This window comes from Gordonia sp. NPDC003422, from assembly GCF_053588675.1.
This window is the reverse complement of sequence record NZ_JBSFQL010000004.1, coordinates 206,116-227,073: the sequence shown is the minus strand read 5'-3', so window position 1 is coordinate 227,073 and position 20,958 is coordinate 206,116. Positions and strand designations below refer to the sequence as shown.

17 protein-coding genes and 2 pseudogenes are annotated in these 20,958 nt (G+C 64.5%); 5 read left to right on the top strand and 14 right to left on the bottom strand.

Annotated features, from left to right (window positions below; translation table 11 throughout):
- The 7 genes and pseudogenes from ACWDTF_RS05880 to ACWDTF_RS05850 all read right to left on the bottom strand — a co-directional run.
- On the bottom strand, positions 1–1,076 hold a 1,076-nt coding region (locus ACWDTF_RS05880; RefSeq protein WP_449754100.1), incomplete at its 3' end, for a DUF222 domain-containing protein.
- A gap of 503 nt (positions 1,077–1,579) precedes the next feature.
- On the bottom strand, positions 1,580–2,419 hold the full coding sequence (locus tag ACWDTF_RS05875) for an SDR family oxidoreductase (protein WP_449754099.1): 840 nt from the start codon (positions 2,417–2,419) through the stop codon (positions 1,580–1,582).
- Entirely contained in the window at positions 2,416–3,291 is an 876-nt protein-coding gene (locus ACWDTF_RS05870) for a tyrosine-protein phosphatase (RefSeq protein ID WP_355274087.1), read from the bottom strand. The genes ACWDTF_RS05875 and ACWDTF_RS05870 overlap by 4 nt, the downstream gene beginning before the upstream one ends.
- A gap of 1,097 nt (positions 3,292–4,388) precedes the next feature.
- Positions 4,389–4,880, bottom strand: a pseudogene (locus ACWDTF_RS05865) (glycosyltransferase family 39 protein); the annotation flags it as partial.
- Positions 4,881–5,086: 206 nt separating this feature from the next.
- Entirely contained in the window at positions 5,087–6,409 is a 1,323-nt protein-coding gene (locus ACWDTF_RS05860) for a lipase family protein (RefSeq protein WP_449754098.1), read from the bottom strand.
- Between the two features lie 189 nt (positions 6,410–6,598).
- Positions 6,599–6,727 (bottom strand): annotated as a pseudogene (locus ACWDTF_RS05855) (type 1 glutamine amidotransferase domain-containing protein); the annotation flags it as partial.
- 72 nt (positions 6,728–6,799) lie between these two features.
- Positions 6,800–8,116, bottom strand: coding sequence for a helicase-associated domain-containing protein (locus ACWDTF_RS05850; protein ID WP_240855268.1), 1,317 nt, complete (start codon positions 8,114–8,116; stop codon positions 6,800–6,802).
- Between the two features lie 290 nt (positions 8,117–8,406).
- Between ACWDTF_RS05850 and rsgA the strand changes: the two genes are divergently transcribed.
- Entirely contained in the window at positions 8,407–9,519 is a 1,113-nt protein-coding gene (rsgA, locus tag ACWDTF_RS05845) for a ribosome small subunit-dependent GTPase A (RefSeq protein WP_433256985.1), read from the top strand.
- A 1,164-nt stretch (positions 9,520–10,683) separates the two neighbouring features.
- Here the strand turns inward: rsgA and dnaB are convergent.
- Entirely contained in the window at positions 10,684–12,936 is a 2,253-nt protein-coding gene (dnaB, locus tag ACWDTF_RS05840; RefSeq protein ID WP_449754097.1) for a replicative DNA helicase, read from the bottom strand.
- Positions 12,937–13,432: 496 nt separating this feature from the next.
- Here dnaB and ACWDTF_RS05835 point away from each other — a divergent pair, with 496 nt between their 5' ends.
- Entirely contained in the window at positions 13,433–14,104 is a 672-nt protein-coding gene (locus ACWDTF_RS05835; protein ID WP_433257033.1) for a hypothetical protein, read from the top strand.
- A gap of 526 nt (positions 14,105–14,630) precedes the next feature.
- Here ACWDTF_RS05835 and rplI read toward each other — a convergent pair.
- The 5 genes from rplI to ACWDTF_RS05810 all read right to left on the bottom strand — a co-directional run bounded on the left by rplI (position 14,631) and on the right by ACWDTF_RS05810 (position 16,867).
- On the bottom strand, positions 14,631–15,083 hold the full coding sequence (rplI, locus tag ACWDTF_RS05830) for a 50S ribosomal protein L9 (protein ID WP_240855279.1): 453 nt from the start codon (positions 15,081–15,083) through the stop codon (positions 14,631–14,633).
- Between the two features lie 19 nt (positions 15,084–15,102).
- Positions 15,103–15,363, bottom strand: a complete 261-nt coding sequence (gene rpsR, locus ACWDTF_RS05825; RefSeq protein ID WP_240855280.1) for a 30S ribosomal protein S18 — start codon at positions 15,361–15,363, stop codon at positions 15,103–15,105.
- 27 nt (positions 15,364–15,390) lie between these two features.
- Positions 15,391–15,912, bottom strand: coding sequence for a single-stranded DNA-binding protein (locus ACWDTF_RS05820; RefSeq protein WP_240855283.1), 522 nt, complete (start codon positions 15,910–15,912; stop codon positions 15,391–15,393).
- A 129-nt stretch (positions 15,913–16,041) separates the two neighbouring features.
- The gene (gene rpsF, locus ACWDTF_RS05815) at positions 16,042–16,323 is read right to left on the bottom strand and encodes a 30S ribosomal protein S6 (protein WP_240855285.1); all 282 of its coding nucleotides are present in this window, start codon (positions 16,321–16,323) and stop codon (positions 16,042–16,044) included.
- Positions 16,324–16,453: 130 nt separating this feature from the next.
- Complete coding sequence (locus tag ACWDTF_RS05810) at positions 16,454–16,867, bottom strand: hypothetical protein (protein ID WP_240855288.1); 414 nt, start codon at positions 16,865–16,867, stop codon at positions 16,454–16,456.
- A 50-nt stretch (positions 16,868–16,917) separates the two neighbouring features.
- Between ACWDTF_RS05810 and ACWDTF_RS05805 the strand changes: the two genes are divergently transcribed.
- Positions 16,918–18,306: a hypothetical protein gene (locus tag ACWDTF_RS05805; protein ID WP_240855292.1), complete on the top strand. Its 1,389-nt coding sequence runs from the start codon at positions 16,918–16,920 to the stop codon at positions 18,304–18,306.
- Positions 18,303–18,881, top strand: coding sequence for a GNAT family N-acetyltransferase (locus tag ACWDTF_RS05800; protein ID WP_449754096.1), 579 nt, complete (start codon positions 18,303–18,305; stop codon positions 18,879–18,881). Before ACWDTF_RS05805 ends, ACWDTF_RS05800 begins: the two co-directional genes overlap by 4 nt.
- Before the next feature lie 27 nt (positions 18,882–18,908).
- On the opposite strand, the gene ACWDTF_RS05795 is transcribed toward ACWDTF_RS05800, so the two are convergent.
- Positions 18,909–19,802 carry a LysR family transcriptional regulator gene (locus ACWDTF_RS05795; RefSeq protein ID WP_240855295.1) on the bottom strand — a complete coding sequence of 298 codons (894 nt, stop codon included), beginning with the start codon at positions 19,800–19,802 and terminating at the stop codon, positions 18,909–18,911.
- Positions 19,803–20,085: 283 nt separating this feature from the next.
- Between ACWDTF_RS05795 and ACWDTF_RS05790 the strand changes: the two genes are divergently transcribed.
- Positions 20,086–20,907, top strand: coding sequence for a Mesocentin (locus ACWDTF_RS05790; protein WP_449754095.1), 822 nt, complete (start codon positions 20,086–20,088; stop codon positions 20,905–20,907).
- The last annotated feature ends 51 nt before the right edge of the window (positions 20,908–20,958 follow it).

Sequence of the window (20,958 nt, the reverse complement as noted above, 5' to 3'; positions counted from 1 at the left end):
GGATCCGACGGCAGATGCGCGGGCAGGGTAAACGTGCCATCCGGATTCGCGGTAGCTTGCGGCCCGATCACCGGTTTCACAATGGAGTCCTTACGGGCAGCGATGTCACGCACATGTCCACCACTGACGAGGCCGTGCCCTTCCACGAACGCCGGGTTGTCCGCGGTGCCGGCCAGCGTCGCCTCATCACACACCACATGCACCATGATCGCCGTCGACGGTGTCAGTGCCGTTGACGCCGAGATGGTCGCCGGGTCCGGGATCTGGGCGTCACACTCCTCACGCCCGCAATCACACTCGAACACGGTGCCCGACAACAACGCGAACATCGCATCCGAGCGCCGCTGCTGAACAGTGCGCGGATCGTTCGCGCACACCGCTTTCGCCAACCCGGCCACCCGCGCCGCAGCGACCCGCACATCCTCGGCAGCCCCCACCGCAGTGATCTCCCCGGTCCCGTCCTCCAACTCGGCCGTCCACACCCCACGTGCATCCAACGCGTCTTTACGGCGCTGACGCACCGCATCCGGGTCATGGCGGTAGACGACGCGGTCGATCATGTCGCGCATCCGCGCCCGCGACCACGTACCTTTCCGGGTCCGCAACAACGCAGCGATCTCGGCATCCACCACAGGTGCCGCCGACGACTCGTCCAACAGTTCGGTGCGTGTCACCGCGAGTTGTGCTTGCCAGGGTGCGATGATCCCGTCGCGTAAACAGTCGAACACCTCGGGCAGCCGGTCCCGCAACGACACCGCCTCACCCAACAGTTTCTCCGCGGCACGCTGCCCGATCCCACGGGCGCGGGCGATCCGCGCCGCACAATCGGCGTACCCATCGGTCACAAACCCCGACCCGGATGGTTCGACGAGTTTGGCCGCCACATACCGGTCATAGAGCACCGCCGCTGACTGGTACTCGGCATACGCCAACGACGCACGCCCACGATCGATCTCAGCCATCCCCAACAACAAATCATTGGTCGGGGTTTCATCCGCATCCGCCGGGTCGACCCCACCCAGCAACCCGGCAGCAAGCTGCTCAGGCCACGGCGACGGCGTCGACAACACAGACACGACAATCCCTTCCGATACGACGAACCAACGGATCGGGACCATCCGCACAACACGCTCATCATCAAAAGGAATCAGACCGGCAACCCGGTCTCAGTCATCAACTACTCACTCATCACATCCCGTGTACAAACCACGCTAAACCATGCCACCGACAAAACTCGTCAGCCCTGGTCAGCGCCCTTCATGCCGGCGTTCCGGAGCAACGTCGGGCAGTGCGCATTCACGAGGAGCAGGTCGGGTTCGTGCGCAACCTGCACGGCGAGTTCAGCGGCGGCCACGTCGAACTACGATGGGCCCGTCACTTAACGCTCGCCCACGACTGCCGCGAATCAGTCGCTCGCGTCACCATGACCGGCTACAACGCCCACTTCACCGTCGATATGCCCTACGCCGTCGCTGCAATCGGTTCTGCGCCCAGTGGCCGACGCCGAAGTGCACGCGTTGCAAAGATCGGTCGATGCCGCCATAAGTGGCATGTAACGCGTCCTGACCATCGGCAGCGATCACGGCCATTCCATCCAGAAGTCGAGTTCCAGTTCGTCGTCACCGGGAACCACGCGGTACTTCGCGGTATCGGTGACACCGTCGCGCGCGAGAACCTCATCGTCGATGAAGCATTGCCCGGTGGCGACACTCGCAGGTTTGGTGATGATGCTCATCGCGGCATCGGCCATGATGTCCGGCGTACGACTACGCGCAATCAGACTCTCGCTCAAGATGTTGCGCACCGCGGCGGTGGCGATCGTTGTCCGCGGCCACAACGAGTTCACAGCGATCCCATCATCACGCAGCTCCGCCGCCAGGCCGAGCGTGACAAGTGTCATGGAGAACTTGGAGATCGTATATGCCGCACCGATATCCCTGTACCACCGGGGATCCAGATTGATCGGCGGGCTGAGGGTGAGTACATGTGCATTCACCGACCGGCGCAGGAACGGGATCGCAGCCTTGGTGAGCGAGAATGCTCCGCGCGCATTGATGTCCTGCATGAGGTCGTACTTCTTCATGCTGATGTGCTCGGTTGTACTCAGATCCAGCGCGCTCGCGTTGTTGACCACGATGTCGATGCCCCCGAACTGCTCGACGGTCAGCGCCACTGCGGCAGAAACCGCGTCGTCGTCACGGATGTCTCCGACGATGGGCAGTGCATTGCCCCCGGCCTTCTCGATGGCGTTCGCCGCGGTGTAGATCGTGCCGGGCAACTTCGGGTGCGGCTCCGTAGTTTTCGCCATCAACGCGACGTTCGCGCCCAGGTCGGCCGCACGAACCGCGATGGCCTCACCGATCCCCCGGCTTCCACCCGAGGTGGTCAACGTGCGGCGAGCCAGCGAACTCGCCGTCATTCGACGACCTTCTTCAGTTCCGCCAGACTCGCCGCGTAGAGTTCGTCGATACTGGTGACCACAGCCGGATCTGCTTGCAGCGTGGCCGTCCACGTCACCAGAGTCCCGGTACCACTGTGATGCGGGCTCACCGTGATGGTCGACTCGTACTGCTCAAGCGGGATCGGTCCGTCGAGATAGGTGTAGGTGTAGGTGCGATCCGAATCACTCCGGGAGACAATCTGTTCACGCGCTTCACCGCCGTCGGCAAAGGTAGCGATCCGAACGTCCCCATCCATCCGTGTCTTGCTCAGCGCGGGCACCCACGCGTGGACGTTGCCGACGTCACCGACCAGACGCCAGACGTCGTCCGCGGACGCGTTGACGACGATCGCTTGCGTGATCTGGGACATGGGTTCTCCTTCATCGGGGGTGAGCAAACGGTCGGCCAGTTGGTCCAGTTGCGCGGTGGTGATTCCGGTGGACACCAAATACTCTCGGGTGCCGCCATATTCGAGATCGACCCAGGCGAGGAATCGCAGGATCGTTGCTGGGATCGACGCATACGCCTCCGGTGGATAGACATCGACCGCGGAGCCGTAGCTTGCCATGTCACGCAGACGACCCATCATCGTTGCGACATCCTCGGATTTCGCAACGTAGTTCGCGATGATGTCGCGGCGCAGCACGCCGAGCGCGTCGAGTACCACGGCGTAGGCGACACCTGTCCGATCCTTGCCGACCGTGCAGTGCACGAGGCCGGGTAAGCCTTCATCGGTCAGCCACAGCGTCACGATGTGTCGGAACGCCTCACGGTTCTCCAGATAGTTCAGGTACGTGCCGACCAGCGGATCGGCACTGTTCATCGGCGCAACCGCTGAATCCGCGCTCACCGTCTTCCGAATGGAAAACGGAACGTTGACGATCGCGAGACCCTACTCGAAGCACATCAGTTGCGGGACTGCGTGATCCGTTGCTCCGAGGGCGACGCCACCGGCTATGGCATCTTCGAGTCCATCGTCATCGGCGATCACCCCCGCTACGGACTGAGTGGAGACGACTCGTTCCTGTAGTCCACCAACTCCCGTCGGGCGTGCGTGATTCATCGTGCGCCCGGCGGGTCACCAGCGGGGACGGGCAGTCGGCGTCATTCCAGATGACGAAGCTCCGCCCACAACCACTCCGGATCGTTTGGATGTTCGCAGAGCGCGACAGGCATGCCCTGTTCTTCGTTGTCGACGCCGAGCCCGTTGTCGAGTGTGGCGAGAACCATGCACTCGCTGAATAGCTCCACAGCCCTGCGGACTTGACCCCCGACCACCAGAACCGCGTCGACGTCTGCAGGCAGCGGACGCTGATCGTAGAGCGCCACGTGAGCCGAATAGGGCGCCGGCAAACCGAATTCAGGACCGTAGCGCGCCAACGCTCCGGCCTCCCCGTAGTTCGACGCGAGGATCGGCGGTCGCGGTACGGGCAGAGCATCGTAGATCTGGGCGATCTGCTCCACGTACTGGGACCAGCCGATCTGGTCGGCCACCATCGGTCCGGCGTCGACCACCGGGGTACGCCCGACGACCCGTAGCGGAATGACCGGTAACGCCAACACCATTGACACCGCAGCATTGATTGTGACCACGAGGATCACCAGCCGCCGCCGGAATCGGTTGCCCGACAACCACGTTGCCACCGGCACGCAACCGGCGGCATACATCACCGACAGCAGGTGCACGGGATAGTGCGGCTGAGCACCACCGACGAACGTGAACACCAGCAGCACGGCGAACCCGACCACGAGCCAGCCGTCGACGTGGCGCCGGTCGGACCGCAATAGCCAGACGACGCCGGTACCCCACACCGCGACCAGCGGTGGACCCAGCAAGACGATCATCATCACGACGAAGCCGCTGCGCACGCTCGCGCCATGTGCGGCGCCGAGCGCCACGCCCATCTCGAGCTGCGGCCACCCGTGCCGGATCTGGTACAGCACATTCGGTAGGCCCACGGTCACCGCGACGACGCAGCCGAGGTACGGCCACGGTGTCCGGAACGCCCGCTGCGGCCCCAGCAGAAGTAGGCCGAGGACGAGCCCAGCAACCACGGTCACGATCAACCACCGGTTGTAGGTGGTAAGGCCCGCGAGCAGGCCTGCCACCAGCCACCATCGGTCGCGACCCTGCACCGCCACGAGCAGGGCGTACGCCACCAGCAGGATCAGCAGCAGATCGATCGTCGATGTGAACAGGACGTGGCCGAGCATCAGTGGCATCATCGCGGTGGCATAACCCCAGGCGGCAAGAGTCTGAGCGGTACGGCCACCACCGAGTCGCCAGGTGATCATCGCCAGCACGACGACCGACAGCGCCGACGCCAGCGTCGCAGGGATGCGCAACGCCCACTCCGCGTCGGCCAGGTGCAGCGTCATCCGCGCGATGGCCGGCGTCAGCGGAGGCTGGTCGACGTAACCCCAAGCAGGCTCGAGCATCCGGTAGTAGAGCTCGTCGCGGTGGTAGTCGTAGCCGAACGAGAAGGCCGTCAGCAGCACGGCCTGGACGGCCGCTGCCGCCCACACCGGGGCTCGCGCGAAGCGCTCGACGATCGTCTCCGAGCTCATGCTTGTGACGCTACTGCCCCCAACACTTGGTCGGCGAGATCTGATCTGGGTCGAGCACAAGTTGATCCAGCACCGGCTTACGGTGCATCGCGACGCCCAACTGTCGACGAACCGCGCAACCAGCGTCGTTGGCGGGCGTCGGACCGGCGACGGAATCGCGGACGTGGTTGCCCCACAAGCGAAGTGACAGTGCGATCGCGCGCCGGACGTCCCTCCAGCCGATGGGAGAGCCACTTGACCGCCAGTGGCCCCGAGAATGGCAGCAGGGTGAAATGCTCGCTGAGCTGGTCGCGGATGTAGGTCACCGGTACGCCTTGCGCCCGGTAGTTCGCGGTCAGCTCGTCTATGTCATCGATGCCGATCACTTCGTCGTGGACGGCTTGGACGACGAGCAGCGGAATGTCGGGTTGGTGTGAACCGAGTCCGAGATCGGCCATCATCGTCACGATCTCAGGCTGGGCAAGCAGGTCGGCGATCGGGATGTCGATGTCGTCATCGATGTCGTGATTGCGGAACTCACGCAGGGCGTCAACGGTTCCCATCTCGGCGATGGCTGCGAGGTTTCGCCGGCCCACCTCGGTCGCGTGTACCTTCATCGCCGCGGCCAACGCCGGATACACCCGACATAGACCGGCAATCACCATCAACGGAAGTCCCGCATGGAATCCGCCGTTGAGGCGTACCAGTGCCGAACCCATGTTGCCGACCGGCGAGCCCAGGACCGCGCCGATGAGATTCAGTTCCGGCGCGTAGGTGGGGGCCATCTCCGCAGCCCATGCGGTGGCCATTCCGCCACCGGAATAACCCCACAAGCCGACCGGCACATCTGGCGCCAGCCGATCGCCGGCGAACGCGATGGTTGCGCGAATGCCGTCGAGCGTGCGGTAGCCGGGTTCGCGGGGTGCACCCCACGCACCGAGCATGCCCTCGTGATCGGGAATGGTCACCGCCCAGCCCTTGGCCAATGCGCGGCGCACCACCAGAAACTCGAAGGGTGCGATTGCGTGTTTGGCTCCCGTGCCTTTACGAAGGGCATACGACGGGAAACAGGATGACGTGACGGCATCGATCGCACACTGGAACGACAACAGCATGAACTGGCTGCGCGGAGCACGCTTCCGCGGCAGAACGATGGTGGTGGCCGCCACTCCGGCGACTCCGTTGAGGTCGGTGGAGCGATAGAGCAGTTGCCACGCCTGGCTCTGATGGTGCGACGCCCAGAAGTCCTTGAGCTCCACTTGCCGCGATCGAATCACCTCGCCCGGAGCCAGGCTGCCGACCTCGGCGGGAGCGTCGAAGAACGGATCCTCGCTGGGCAGTGGCGTCGGCGCAATCATGTCTGGTGACGCGAAAGCTCCGGCGGCGGTCGTCATATCGGCAGTCTTCACTTCGACGGTCATCACGCACCTCGCCTTCCTGTCCGTCCGCTTCGTGCCGCGATCGGCGGACGTCGGCGTCTGAGCCACGTCCCCCACCATTCTGAACGATCACGGCGATGCCAAGATTCCGTCCGACTGGGCCGTCGACCCACCGGCCTCAGTTGTGACCGACCCCACTGCCGCGATTACCGGAAGGCCCCCGAGCCCGAGCTACCGAAGAAGCGACGCGACCTTCGTGGCCGTTTCCTTGGCCGATCCCGGGTTCTGCCCGGTGACGAGATTGCCGTCTGCGAGTACATAGGAGACAAACGGGAGCTTTGCCTTCTTGTGGTTCGCACCATCGTCGATGTGCTCTCCGCACTCGCCAACGACGCGATCCATGCCTACGTGCTGTCGCTGCCAGTGAACCCATTACACCGTCGGCAACACGTACCCGAGCTTGAGCAGAGCGGTCCGGAACTTCGGCTCGTTCTCGGGTGCGACGGTCAGAAATCGGTCTCCGAGCTGGCGGCACAGCGAGCGGAGCCTGCGATCCCGGGCGATGAGCGCGGCTACGGCCGGATCGGCGCACTCGATCACTCGGAGATGTCCGAGGTCGGTGAGTTGTGCGCCGCGTCGGCGGACGTCGTTGATGAGTGTGGTGAGGGGCGACGGCAATTCATGATCGCTGCGCAGGATCAGAAAGGCGACGAAGTCGGCGAGGTCTCTTCCCGCCCCGAGTGCGGCGGTCAGGGTGGTCGCCGACACTGTCCAGACGTGGTCGGCGGTTTGGGCGGCGAAGGCGGAGAGCGTGAGCTTCTCAGTGGTGGTGATGCCGCGGGGGATCACGATGTCGAGGTTGGGCAGAACAGTCAGCGACGACGTCTCGGCGACGTCGTCGGACGGCACGAAGGTATGGGTGAGGCCCAGTGCGTAGGCGCCCAACGGGGTGAGTCGGATTCGGCGCAGGCCGTCGTAGCGACTGAGGGCGTCGAGGAAGTCGCTTCCCCAATTGTCGTGGTAGTCGTCGCGAGCGCCGCGGGGGTCGCGGTAGTCGAGGTCGACCAGGCCCAGTGTGCCTGCGTATTCGAATGTGACCGCCAGCGTGTAGCGGCCCTCGAGCAACGACCAATCGTGGTACCCGTCGTAGCCGAAACTCCCGTACTCGGCGTCGATGATGTAGAGCTTCCACAGGGCGCGTTCGCTGCGGGCGATGGTGGGGTTGAGACGCGCTCGGCGCATCGTCGAGAACAGGTCGTCGACCTCGATCCACTCACCAGGAGGACAGGCGGCCAGTCCCTCGGCGACGGTCGCCCGACGCGGCTTGACCGCAGTCAGCACGTTGGTGGCACGCTGCCCTTTGATCGCATCGATCCGGCTGAACTCATCGACCACTCCGTGCGTGAGCCATCGGCGCCACAGGTCGCGGATGACGTCGGCCGGCGGTTTACCCAGCGCCGCACGACCTTTCGGCGTCAGCGCCAGGCGAGTGCCATCAAGGTTGGCCAGGCCGCCGGACTGGATCAGCAGGGGCCAGGCGAATGCGGCGATCGCGTCGTCGGGATAGAAGTCGCCGTTGATCAGGTGGCTGGCCACGAGACCCACCGTCGCCGCCGACGCGCGGGAGGTCTTCGCGCTGCACTTGAGTTGACCGGACGCACACAACTCCAGAACCGTGCGCAGGTTGGCCAGCGCTTCCTGCTCGGTCAACCGCACTTCGGTGCTCTTATCGGTATCCGTGTTCGTCACTCCTGCAGCCTGTCCGAGGTCGTCGCCCAGCGCAAACCTTCCGTTGTATTGCGAGCTGCCCGACGACAACACAGGCTGCTAAACTGAGTCAACCAGCAGACACATTTGTGTGCTGCGGAGCCTGATAGAGGTGAGCCGATGACCGTCGCGGCGATCACTGCTGTACGCAGTGCCCGAGTCATCCACACCTCACAGGCCTCGTCCTGATCAGCACCCTTCTTGTTCTCCCCTAGCGGGAGTTCTGGTTGCGCGTGCGATACGGAGGGCCCCTTCCGCAAAGGTCTCCACAAATGTCTTCACACCCCACTTCACGTCAACATCGTCACGCTTCCCCTGTGGGAGCACTGCCTCTGACCGATTACGGCTGGGACGCCGACCGCGACCTCCAGTTCGCACCATTCCGTGCCGACGGGCTGATTCCTGGCCGTGTTGTGCGGGCCGAACGCGGCTTGTGCGAACTCGTCACCGCGGCCGGACCGGTTCGCGCGGTGGTTCCCGCGCACTCCGGCAAGGATCGGTTGGCGACGTGCACCGGTGACTGGGTCGCGCTGCGACCGTCCACCACGTCCGACGCCGCCACCGTCGCCGAGGTTCTCGAGCGTCGGACCGCCGTGGTTCGCTCCTCCGCGTCGCGCACGTCCCATGGCCAGGTGCTGGCTGCCAACGTCGACACCGTGGTGGTGGTCGTCTCCCTCGCCGATCCAGTCCGTCCCGGGCGAATCGAGCGAATGCTGGCCCTCGCCTGGGAGAGCGGCGCCACTCCCCTGGTGATCCTCACCAAAGCCGATGAGTGCGAGGATGTTTCACGGGCAGAGGCCGAGGTGGCCGAGGCCGCATTGGGGGTGGACGTGCTGGTCACCAGCGCCGCCACCGGTGAGGGCCTCGACGCCCTCACCGACGCCCTGTTTGGCACGGTCGTGCTACTCGGCCCGTCGGGCGCGGGCAAGTCGACGCTCGGTAACCGATTGCTGGGCGAGGACCTCCTGGCCACCGGTGCGGTACGCACCAGTGATGGCAAGGGCCGCCACACCACTGCCTGGCGGGAGCTGGTGCCGCTGCCGCACGGCGGTGTTCTGATCGACACGCCCGGTCTGCGCGGCGTGGGTCTGCACGACGTCGATGAGGGTCTGGACCAGACCTTCGCCGAGATCACCGAGTTGGCGCAAGACTGCCGGTTCGCCGACTGCGCCCATATCACCGAGCCGGGCTGCGCTGTCCTCGCGGCCGTCGAGACCGATCGTCTCACTCAGCGGCGCCTCGACAGCTACCGACGGCTGCAGCGCGAAAACGCCTACGCCGCATCGCGTACCGACGCGCGACTGCGCGCCGAGCAGCGGCGGCACGACAAGCACTTGACACGCACGATCCGCGCCGTCAAGAACTCTCCCAACTTCAAGCAATGACAGCGAGGACTACGGTCATGGACCTACCTACCCCAGCATCATCAGCATCCGCGAAAGCGGCCTGCGGGTCGAGCGGCGCGCTGGAGCTTCACGTCTCGCGCTATCCCGCGTCGTGGTCGTGGGTCGGGATGATCAGCACCGGGCGCCGTCGGGGCTGAAGGTGGAGATCTGGCAGTTCGCCAGTGCTGGTAGGAACCATTGCCGCGGAGTTCGCGATGACCGGCAGTCTGGTGACGCCCAACGGCGTGGTGTGCGCGACGTATGAACGCGCCGGTGATGTGGCGACAGGAACGGTGAGTGTTTGAACGCTGGTACCCCACCACTACAGGCTGCGGCGCACCGTGGCGACAGCACGTGCACGTGTTGCCAGACGGCTGTGAACTGGCTTTTTTCAGATTGTGGGCTATGGTCGGAGGGACATCTAGCCGTCAAGGAGTGAGTCAGCCGTGAAACCTGTTGTGATGGAGTGCCGTATCCTCGTATGCGCTTCGCCACGTCGAATCGACCGTTTCATCCGCCACGCTAAAACTGTTGGGGCACGGTCCTTTTCCCGTCGGGTACGCCATTCTTTCTCAGTGGAGCCCATCGTCTCACCGATGCTACGTAGCCAGTGGGATGACGACAACGGTCCCGATACCGTCCCAGGTCCTCTCACGCGCGATGTGAGCCTTGCCTTTTCGGGATTCCGCGGACAACTCACCGCAGCGCGGCTCGATTCCGTTGCACGAGATGTCCTAGCCGACCTCGAGCCTCACCCTGGCAAGTTCACCGAGGAGATCACTCCGTGGATCCTCACGCTGACTACGGAGACGGACGATCATTCGCGTCAGACCATCGCCAACCGGCATCCAAGCATCAGCGTTGGGTTGTTCCCGACGACTGCCGGTAGATGAGACACCGCGGCATCACATCAGTGAATGCGATGCCGCGGCACTGCCTGTCAAGTACTGCTTGCTGGTTGCTGCGGCGCTGTTGGTCTCACGCTGCAGCTACGACTTAGCCCAGGCACTCCGCGACATTGCGATCGTGCATCGCGCCGCGGTCCAGGAGTCCCTGGTCGGTGAGTGAGCAGCGTGCGGATGTGCGCCGCGACGGCTCACCATCGTGTTCGCCGGCCCTCGCGACCGCAGTAGCAGCAGCCGCGGCAGCCGCCGCGGCAGCAGCTCAACCCCGAGCCATGTCCACAAACCGGCTCAAATGTAGTTGGTGCGCAACGGTTATCGTCGCTGTCGGTCCATTACGGTGCTTGCCCAAAATGATGTCCGCTTCGCCCGCACGGGGGTCATCCCGCTCGATTGAATCGGGGCGATGCAGCAGGATCACCATATCCGCATCTTGTTCAAGCGATCCCGACTCGCGAAGGTCCGAGACCTGGGGCCTCTTGTCGGTCCGTTGCTCCGGTCCGCGGTTCAGCTGGCTGATGGCGACGACGGGTACTTCGAGTTCCTTTGCGAGCAACTTTAATTGGCGGGAGAACTCGGAGACTTCCTGCTGGCGGGATTCGACCTTCTTGCCCGACGTCATCAGCTGCATGTAGTCCACCGCAACGAGTTTCAGGTCGTTGCGCTGTTTGAGGCGGCGGGCCTTGGCGCGGATCTCCATCATCGTGAGGTTCGGCGAGTCGTCGATGAACAGCGGCGCCTCGGAGATCTCGCCCATCCGCCGGGCCAGGCGGGTCCAGTCGTCGTCGCTCATCGAACCGGACCGCATGTCTGCGAGTTTGATCTTGGCCTCGGCCGAGAGAAGTCGCATGACGATCTCGGTCTTGCTCATCTCCAGCGAGAACATGGCACTGGTCAGACCATGGGTGATGGACGCGGAACGCAGGAAGTCCATGGCGAGCGTCGAATTGTGGGTGGGCACCATCGCCTCACCGGCGAGGTAGAGGGCGTCGGGGTTGTCGACCTGCACGCAGCGCACCGGAACCGACGCCACCGGGCGGACCGCGGTCACGCGTCGAACGCCGGCTGCGCGTCGAAGTTCCTTGTGCCGCACCGCTTTATGGTGGACGGTAAATACGTCGTCGTCGGCGTCGACGCGCAGCCAGCCGGTCACTGACCGCTTGTAGCTGTAACCGAGCCCGGCGACGAGGTCGGCGATCACCGCGGTCATGTGGCGGGTCGCGGCGGGCACGGTGATCCAGCCGTCGTCGTCGACGGTGGCGCGCGCGTCGAGCAGCCCGGCGAGCAGCGCCCGACGCTGGGCGATCGAGCCGCGCAGATACTCGTACGGAATGCGTCCACCGAGATCGGCCATCAGCGTCATCACGTCGACCGGGCCTTCGGCGTCGATGCGCATGGCGATCTCGGGATCGTCGAAGGCCATTCCGGCCAGCGCCGCGACGGTGTACGGGCCGTAGGCAAATCGCTTGCGCGGCAACTCCAATGGCTTGGCGTTGGGCACCACGGCACAGCCGGCGTGGGAGCGCAGGATCTCGGTGGTGACCACCTGAGGCTCGTTGTCGATGTCGACGATCCACTGGTGCTGCTCGTCGGCCACCAGAACGGTGCCGTCGTTGAACTCCACCTCGAAGCACGGGCGGTCGGTCATGACGTCGGTCGCGGCCACCACGCGGGTCGGACGACCCAGCGCATCGATCAACTCATCGCCGACCGAAACCCGGCCCATCGTCGTCCACCCGCACGGCGTCGGCAGCGGAGTATCGAGGGCGAGCGCCTTGCCCACACCGGGACGGGCCGCGACGATGATCATCTGGCCCGGATGTAGACCATTGGTGACCGAGTCCAGATCAGCGAAACCCGTTGGCACACCGAGGGAAATACCGCCGCGGGAGGCGATGGAGTCGATCTCGTCCATCGTCGGCTGCAGCAGCTCCTCGAGCGGCACGTAGTCCTCGGCGGTGCGACGCTCGGTAACCTCGTACACCTCGGCCTGCGCACGGTCGACCACCTCGGCCACATCCTGGCCGTCGGCACCGGCATAACCGAACTGGACGATGCGGGTGCCCGCCTCGACGAGGCGACGCAGAATGGCCTTCTCGGCGACGATCTCCGCGTAGTAGCCGGCATTCGCCGCGGTGGGCACCGTCGAGATCAGGGTGTGCAGATACGGAGCCCCACCGACACGACGCAGTTCGCCGGCGCGCTCCAGCTCAGCGGACACGGTCACGGCGTCGGCAGGCTCACCCTTGCCGTACAGCTCCAGGATCGCCTCGTACACCGCCTGATGGGCAGGACGGTAGAAGTCACTGGTGCGGATCTTCTCCACGACGTCGGCGATGGCGTCCTTGGACAGCAGCATCCCGCCGAGCACCGACTGTTCGGCAGCGAGATCCTGCGGCGGCTGCCGACCGAACTCCTCGGGTGGCGGCTCCGAATCGAAGCGACCACTGCCATTGCCCGACCCCTCGCCCCGACTCCGTGTTGCGTCATGCCCACGGTCATCCACAACGGCCACGCGTGCACACCTCTCGGAACGCCTTGTTGTTGTCAGCCCCGTCTTACCCGGCGGCACCGACAACCCATCTTTCGCGGTGCGCGCAGCGACATCGAGGCGCTGAGGCAGGACACTAGGACCTCACCCGGGCGCACTCAAACCGGACTGTTGATGAATCTGTTAGCGAACTGTGGACCGAGTGTGAACGACGCAGGAGCCGTTGTGCAGCGACTGTGGACACGATGAGGAATTGCGCTGTGAGTACATGCCAACTCGCTGGTCAGGGCGTTGACGTCTGTCCACAGCAACCGATTTCGGATAGCACGGCGTGTCATGCGAATGTCGATATCGGGCGTGTTGCGGACCAGAATCAACCCCCAGTGCCCAACATTTCGGTGAACATCAGATGTGATCTGCGTTACAGCAGGTAGACGCGGTGGGAAGCACCAGGCTCGATGTGGGGCGAGCGTCCCAGATGTGGACGTTCCCGTCCCGAACCGCGCGACGCTGTGATGCAATGTCGATCGTGCCATGGATCACTCTCCGACGACGTCTGGCGAGCACTCTCGCCGCCGCGCTGCTCGTGTCCGCGGGAGCGGCCTTGTCGACGCCCGCCGCTGATGCAGCCCCCGCCGGACCGCCGCTGCCGGTCGAGTTCGACCTCTCGCGCTATCAACCTGTCAACCCGACGACCTTCCGTTCACTGGCCTACGTCGACAACGGGCGCTCGTTCTTCACCACCGGGCGGTGGATGTGCCAGATCGGCCCGCAGTACCGCTACGTGGGCTGTCAGGGGCGTCCTGCGACGGCTCCGTTGAACGCGACGGGCGCGATCTTTGCCCTCGACCTCCAGGGCCCGTGGTGGGTGGCGTCCAAGGGTCCTGGTGGGCAGAACTACCGCTTCGGCTCGAAGTCCGGTTTCCGCCCGCCGCTACTCGGCGTCGGCAAACGCGTCACGATCGCTGGAGTGACGTGCACGGTGCCCCGCGCCAACGAGGTGGCGTGCCGGACCGCTGATCGCGGCCTGATCTTCACACCGGCGTGGCACAAGTTCTTCTTCCCGTCGTGGGACACCATCAAACCCGGCAACGACGCGGTCGGGCACAGCCCTAACCCGGCGCCCCGGTATCTTCCGCCGCGCCTGCAGTACTGGAATCAGTTGCCCGCCAACCCGCCTGCGCCGAAGTAGACGCGGACAGCCGATGGTCCCACTGAAAGTAGGGGAAGAGTTTCTTCCCCTACTTCTGGTGTCCTCCCCGCGAATTATATAGGGGAAGAAGCGATTTCACGGGGAAGAAACTCTTCCCCTACTTTCAGTGGACGGAACAAGCTGGGCGCCAAGTGTTTCCGATCTCCGGGAGCGGCGCCAGGCCCTTCGAGGCTCGCAGGCTCGCACCTCAGGGAGCGGGTGGGCTCGCGTGGCGGTGCTCACACCTTCGGGAGCGGGGTGTGTGAGGAGGTCGGCTCACCGTCTCGACACGACGCCTGGTTTCGAGACGCATCGGACTCGCTGTCGCTCGTTCGGTGCTCCTCAACCCAACGGCCTAGCGGCTCGGAGTCGGCTCGACCAGCGGGGGGCGGGGCGGAGTCGGCTCGACCAGCGGGGGGCGGGGCGGAGTCGGCTCGACCAGCGGAGGGGCCGGTGGGTGCCGTAGACAACAAAGGGCCGGATGGAACGAATTCCATCCGGCCCCTTGGGGTTTGGTGCGCTGGTGTCAGCTGGCGACGACGGCGAGCTGCACGGTGGCCGCCACCTGCGGGTGCAGGTTGACGATCACCGGGTAGCTACCGGTGGCCTTGATGTGGCCCTTGGGCAGCTCGACGGTGCGCTTGTCGACGGTCGGGCCGCCGGCGGTCTTGATGGCGCCCGCGACGTCGGCCGCGGTCACCGAACCGAACAGCTTGCCCGAGTCGTGGGTCTTCACGCCCAGCGAAACGTCGGCGAGACCCTCGAGGGCCTGCTTCAGCTCGTTGGCGTGCTCGAGACCACGAACCTCGCGGGCAGCCTGCACGCGACGGATGTCGTCGACCTGCTTCTGTGCGCCACGGGTGGCCCGGATGGCCAGACCGCGGGGCAGCAGGTAGTTGCGGCCGTAGCCGTCCTTGACCTCGACGGTGTCGCCGGCTTCGCCGAGGTTCTCCACGGCAGCGGTGAGGATGAGCTTCATGTCAGTTCTCCCTTTCCGCTTATCGGCCGGTCGAGGTGAAGGGCAGCAGGGCCACTTCACGCGAGTTCTTCACGGCCACCGCGACATCGCGCTGGTGCTGAACGCAGTTCCCGGTCACGCGACGCGAGCGGATCTTGCCGCGGTCGGACAGGAAGCGCCGCAGCAGAGCGGTGTCCTTGTAGTCGATCTCAGCCTTGTTCTTGTCCTTGCAGAAGCTGCACGCCTTGGTCTTGGTGACCTTTTCGACGCGGGGCTTCCGGCTGGCTTTTGCCTTTGCCATTGTGTGTTGCTCCAGTCGTTACAAAATCTAGAAAGGTGGTTCGTCGTCCCCGCCGCTGAACGATCCGCTGTTGCTGGCAGGCGCGCTGCCCCAGGGATCATCGGCGACCTGCTGATTCGAACCGCCACCGCTGCGGCTTCCGCCGCCGCCCGACGATCCGAATCCGCCGCCGCCCCCACCGCCGCGCGAGGCCTTGTTGACCTTGGCGGTGGCGTAGCGCAGCGAGGGACCGATCTCGTCGACCTCGAGTTCCACGACCGTGCGTCGTTCGCCTTCTTTGGTTTCGTAGGACCGCTGCTTGAGCCGTCCTTGCACGATGACCCGGGCACCCTTGGTGAGGCTCTCGGTCACATTCTCTGCCGCGTCCCGCCAGATGTTGCAGCGGAGGAACAGCGCTTCGCCGTCCTTCCACTCATTGGTCTGGCGGTCGAAGGTGCGCGGAGTGGAGGCCACCGTGAAGTTCGCCACCGCAGCACCGGACGGCGTGAACCGCAGTTCCGGGTCGGCGGTGAGGTTTCCTACGACGGTGATGACCGTGTCGCCTGCCATGTGTGTTTCCCCTCGGGTCGTGTGTGGGCACTCGCTGATCGACGTGCACCGGGAGTCAGTTGGGTTTGACCACTGCGTCAACCCTAGGGCCCGGTACCGACGTGTTCAGACGATCAAGGAATCTGTGGATTACTTCCGCAGGACCTTGGTGCGCAGAACCGACTCGTTCAGCTTGAGCTGACGATCCAGCTCGGAAACAGTCTTGGGCTCCGCGTTCAGGTCGATGACCGCGTAAATGCCCTCGTTGTGCTTGGCAATCTCGTAGGCAAGACGGCGCTTGCCCCAGATGTCGACGCCATCCACCTTGCCGCCGTCATTGCGGACAACATTGAGGAAGGTATCGAGTGAGGGTGCGACGGTGCGCTCGTCCAGATTCGGATCGAGGATGACCATCAATTCGTAGTGACGCATAAGACCACATCACCTCCTATGGGCTAATCGGCCACGGACGTTCCGTGGCAGGAGGGTCGCCTGCGTCGGCAACCGCTCCAAGATACACGACCAGGGGGTTTGGAAGAAAATCCGTGCACAGCGATGCGCGTCAGGTTGCCACGGTGACGCGATAGTTGAGCTCCAGTTCCGAGACCGCGTAGCCGTACAGATCGACCTGGGTGTGCAGCCAGCGTCGGCCACCGCCGCGCGGATCGTCGATGACGGTGGTCACGGCCCGCGCCACACCCAATGCCATCGGGGCCTGCGATCTGCTGAGGAACCGGCGCACGGAGACCTCCGTGTGCACAGACAGCGGTTCATCCGGGTAGTCGAGGCTGTCGGGGACAAAGAAGGCGAGCGGCGAGACGTCGGTGTGCCGGACAATGCCGCGAAACGACTGGTTGTGCACCAGCACGAGCACACCCTGGTACACGGTGATCTGCTGCGATGACACGTCCGCGGCGGCAGCATCCACGGTGTATCGCAGTCCTGGTGTGACCGCCTGAACGCTGATCGGTTCCACACGACCAGCGTAGGTGCTCGACGCTGCGGAGCACCGCATACGCTGTGATCATGGGTGGACCGCGTACTCCGATTCGCTCGCGGTTCCCCGCGTTCACCGGTCGCGGCGAGACAGTCCTCATCATCGTGGTGGCCCTGCTTCTCACCTGCCTGTCGCTGGCGTGGAGCTATCACGTCAAGGTGCGCTGCGGCGGCGACCCGTTCGACGCGGACGGTCGAAGCCAGAACTTCCCCGGCGGCGACCAGACGCGCCTGATCCCCTGCTACTCCGACATCATGCAGCTGTGGCTCGACCGCGACGTCGACAAGCACGTCTTCCCCTACATCCACGGCGGCATCCACCCCGACGGCACCCTCTACGGCGGGGTCGTCGAATACCCGGTGCTGTCGGGGTTGCTGATCTATCTCGGAGCGATCGGCGCCCACACCGACACCGAGTTCTTCCAGCACACCATCTGGCTCCTCACGCCGTTCGCCTTCCTGATCACCGTGCTGCTCGCACTGATGGCGCGGTGGTGGGTGCTGCTGTGGGTGGCGACACCCCCGTTGATGCTCTACGCCTTCCACAACTGGGAGCTGCCGGTGGTGGCCACCACGGTCGGGGCGATTGCGGTGATGGCGTGGGGGTCGAGCCCCGATCCGCGGACAGGAGATCGGCGGCTCTCGCTACGGACGTCGGCCGTGCTGGCGGCGATCCTGCTGGCAATCGGCTTCTGCCTCAAGCTCTATCCGGGTCTGTTCGTCCTCCCGCTCGCCCTGTACGTGCTCTATCGAGGCGACGACACCAAGCGCGGACCCGACTGGAGGAGCGCCGGCTGGGTTGTCGGCGCCGCTTCTCTGACCACCCTGCTGGTCCAATTGCCCTTCATCGCACTGGGTTTCGACGGTTGGAAGGCGGCGTGGCAGTTCCAGGGCAAGCGCACGGCCGACGCGACCACCAACTCGGTGTGGTACTGGGGATTACGCTTCCTCTTCGACGACGACACCCCGAGCTACGACGCCGTGGTCGGCGTCATGTCACCGTTGCTCATCCTCGCCGCGTTCGCCGTCGCCATCGCGCTCAGCCGACGACGCCAGGAACAGCTTGGCTACTACCCGTGGATCGGGGTGGCTGCATCGATGTTGGCCGGGTTCATGCTCTTTCACAAGGTGCATTCACCGCAGTACACGCTGTGGCTTCTACCGTTCTTCGTCCTGCTGCAGGTGCGCTGGCAGCTGATCGCGGTCTACCTCGTCGCGGACTTGGTGCTCGACATCTCCATCTTCCGCTACATAGGCTTCATCCAGAACGGGTGGCCGTCGTGGGTGCCGATCGCAGGCGTGTCTATCTCCGTGTGGGTCCATGCGGTCATCCTGGCCCTGCTGATCGTGACCTTCGTCCGCACGCCGCTGCGAGAACCATTGGCAACCATGATGACAAGAGAGAAGGTCCCCGCGTGAGTTCCTGGCTGGGTAGCGGTCCTCTGATCGGGGAACGAGTGACGTTGCGGCCGTTGAGATTCGACGACGTCGAGGCATTGTCAAAGGTGGTGGGCGATCCTTCCCGATTCCGCTGGGTACCGGGCGTCCCGGTCGACGCTGTCAGCGCCCGCAGCTTCGTCGAAGCAGCCCTGCACGATCCGGAGAGGCGCGTCGGTTTCGCGGTGATCGACAACGAGACCGGGACGCTGATCGGTTCCACCAGTTACTACGACATCGACGCAGCCAACCTTACCTGTGCGATCGGCTACAGCTTCTATACCGAAGCGGCACAAGGCACGACGATCAACCCGACCGCCAAGTACCTGCTGATGAAACACGCCTTCGAAGATTGTGGCGCGGTTCGGCTGGTGTGGCACACGCACGAGAACAACGCCCAATCCCGTGCTGCCATCACCAAACTCGGCGCCACCTTCGAGGGGTTGCTGCGCAAGCATCGACGCTTCGGCGACGGATGGCGCACCACGGCGCAGTTCGCGATGGTCGACGAGGATTGGCCGACGGCGAAGGAGACACTTCTGCAACGACTACCGTGACGATGGCGATCAGAGCTCCCCCACTTCTCACACTCGCGAACCACCGTCGATCATGGCGGATCGCAACGCCGAATGACTGTGCGGCAACCAGATCGCCTGCACAGGCACGAGCGGCGGTTCGTCGAAGTCGATCACGCGTATCGATCCACCCGCGAGCTCGCCGGCCGCATCCGTCACGAACGCCGCGGCGGACCGGTGACGCAGCACCGCGGTGAAGGGCGGGGTTCCCTGAACGTTGTTGATGATCAGCGAAGGCTCAAATCCGGAACGCCGACAATAGGATACGAGAAGATCGGTGTAGAACGAATGCCGTTCCGGAGCCCATACGACGATGGGGGTGGTGGCGAGTGCCTGCGCGGCGATCTGTCGCTCTCCTGCAAGCGGATGCTCCACATGGACCGCCAGCCGCAGTTCGTGATAGGCGAAAACCGACGACATCAATGCCTCGGGCGCGTCCACTCCACGACGAAGGGCGACGTCGATGTCGTTGCTCAACAGTTCTTCCCGAAGGTCTCCGGGGAAGAGCTGACGAACCGTGATGGGCTGCTCCGGCTCCGCGGCGATGATGGGACGGAGTAACCGGTACACCTCTTCACCAGAGATCGCCGGGGAGTGCCCGACGACGAACGGTGTCGGCCGGCCGGTCGCCACCGATTGCACTGACCGGACCAACGCCGCGTTGCCCGCGAGGATCGCCTTCGCGCCCTCATAGAGTACTTTCCCGGATTCGGTGAGCACCCAGTGCCGGTGCGAGCGATCGAAGAGCGGGGTGTTCAGCTCACGCTCGAGCTGACGCACCGAGGCGGAGAGCGCCTGCTGTGTCAGAAAGAGATTCTGCGCCGCGCGGGACAACGTGTCCGACTCGGCCGCCACCACGAAGTTTCGGAGGCGCCTACTGTCCAGCATCATCGGATCGGTCACGTCATCCTCCCTTCACATCGATCTCCAAGCGAGACAACGGTGGATGTCACGAACGACATCTGCGTCCGATGCCGGTGCCGCACGGCGCACGGGCTGTGGCCACTGCCGGTACAAGTCTGATTTGCACTACCCAAAAGCCTCGTTGTTCGTCGGTGGAGATCCGTCAGCATTTGCTTGAATCCTATCGAGAATGTCCACGCGGTCACGATGTGATCGCCCGCGGAATGTATCCGAGAAGAGCGTGATGAAAAGAGTACTTGTATGTGCGGCATCCCTATTCGCTGTGTGCTTCTTTCTGGCGGCATGTAGCGATGACACCTCGTCGGACTCGGCCGCCACGTCGACCAGCATTGTCAATGCGGCGGGATCGTGGGACACCAACGGCAAGCCGGTGAACGGCGGACCCAAAGGTGCGGACGGTTCGATGGGCAACAACCTCACGCGCGGCTTCTGCGCCCACAACGAGGACCCGAAGTGCCCCACCGGAACCTATCTCGGCCCGCATGTGGCGACCCATCCGGCAAGTGGTTTCTGGGACGGGAACGGCAACCCGGTCAAGGGTGGTCCGACCGGGGCGGATGGATCGACCGGCAACAACAAGACGCAGGCGTACTGCGCGCGGAATCAGGATCCCGCTTGCCCGAAGGGCAGTTTCGTCGCAGCTGACGCCATTCGGAATCCGAACGGCAGCAACTCGTACGTGAAGTGCGAGGGAACCGTATGCACCAACCCGAATCACGGCGGCGGCCCGGGCAATGGGGCATGGGACGCCGCCGGCCGCCCTGTCAACGGTGGTCCGCAGGGTGCCGATGGGTCGGAGGGGAACAACAAGTCCCAGGCCTACTGCGCACAGAACCAGGATCCGGCCTGCCCGAGCGGCTCCTACGTCGCGCCAAAGGCGATCCCCGCACCTGACGGATCCAACAGGTACGTTCCGTGCGAAGGCACGGTCTGTACCAATCCCAACAACGGCGCGGGCAATGACCCCGGTGCCGACGACACGACCCAGAACGACGACACGACCCAGGACGACACGACCCAGGACGACGACACGACCGAGGACAACGCCCCGACCACAGCCCCGGACGACGACGGCGAGAACTGAGCACCGGGCGCCTCCGGGCGCCGGCAATCGCCGGCCCCGGAGGTGTCAGCC

Bases quoted from the DNA above. Each gene is read 5' to 3' on its own strand.
- ACWDTF_RS05875 (WP_449754099.1), bottom strand. From the start codon at position 2,419: ATGACGGCGAGTTCGCTGGCTCGCCGCACGTTGACCACCTCGGGTGGA.
- ACWDTF_RS05860 (WP_449754098.1), bottom strand. From the start codon at position 6,409: ATGACCGTCGAAGTGAAGACTGCCGATATGACGACCGCCGCCGGAGCT.
- rsgA (WP_433256985.1), top strand. From the start codon at position 8,407: ATGTCTTCACACCCCACTTCACGTCAACATCGTCACGCTTCCCCTGTG.
- ACWDTF_RS05835 (WP_433257033.1), top strand. From the start codon at position 13,433: ATGTCGATCGTGCCATGGATCACTCTCCGACGACGTCTGGCGAGCACT.
- rplI (WP_240855279.1), bottom strand. From the start codon at position 15,083: ATGAAGCTCATCCTCACCGCTGCCGTGGAGAACCTCGGCGAAGCCGGC.
- rpsR (WP_240855280.1), bottom strand. From the start codon at position 15,363: ATGGCAAAGGCAAAAGCCAGCCGGAAGCCCCGCGTCGAAAAGGTCACC.
- ACWDTF_RS05820 (WP_240855283.1), bottom strand. From the start codon at position 15,912: ATGGCAGGCGACACGGTCATCACCGTCGTAGGAAACCTCACCGCCGAC.
- rpsF (WP_240855285.1), bottom strand. From the start codon at position 16,323: ATGCGTCACTACGAATTGATGGTCATCCTCGATCCGAATCTGGACGAG.
- ACWDTF_RS05805 (WP_240855292.1), top strand. From the start codon at position 16,918: ATGGGTGGACCGCGTACTCCGATTCGCTCGCGGTTCCCCGCGTTCACC.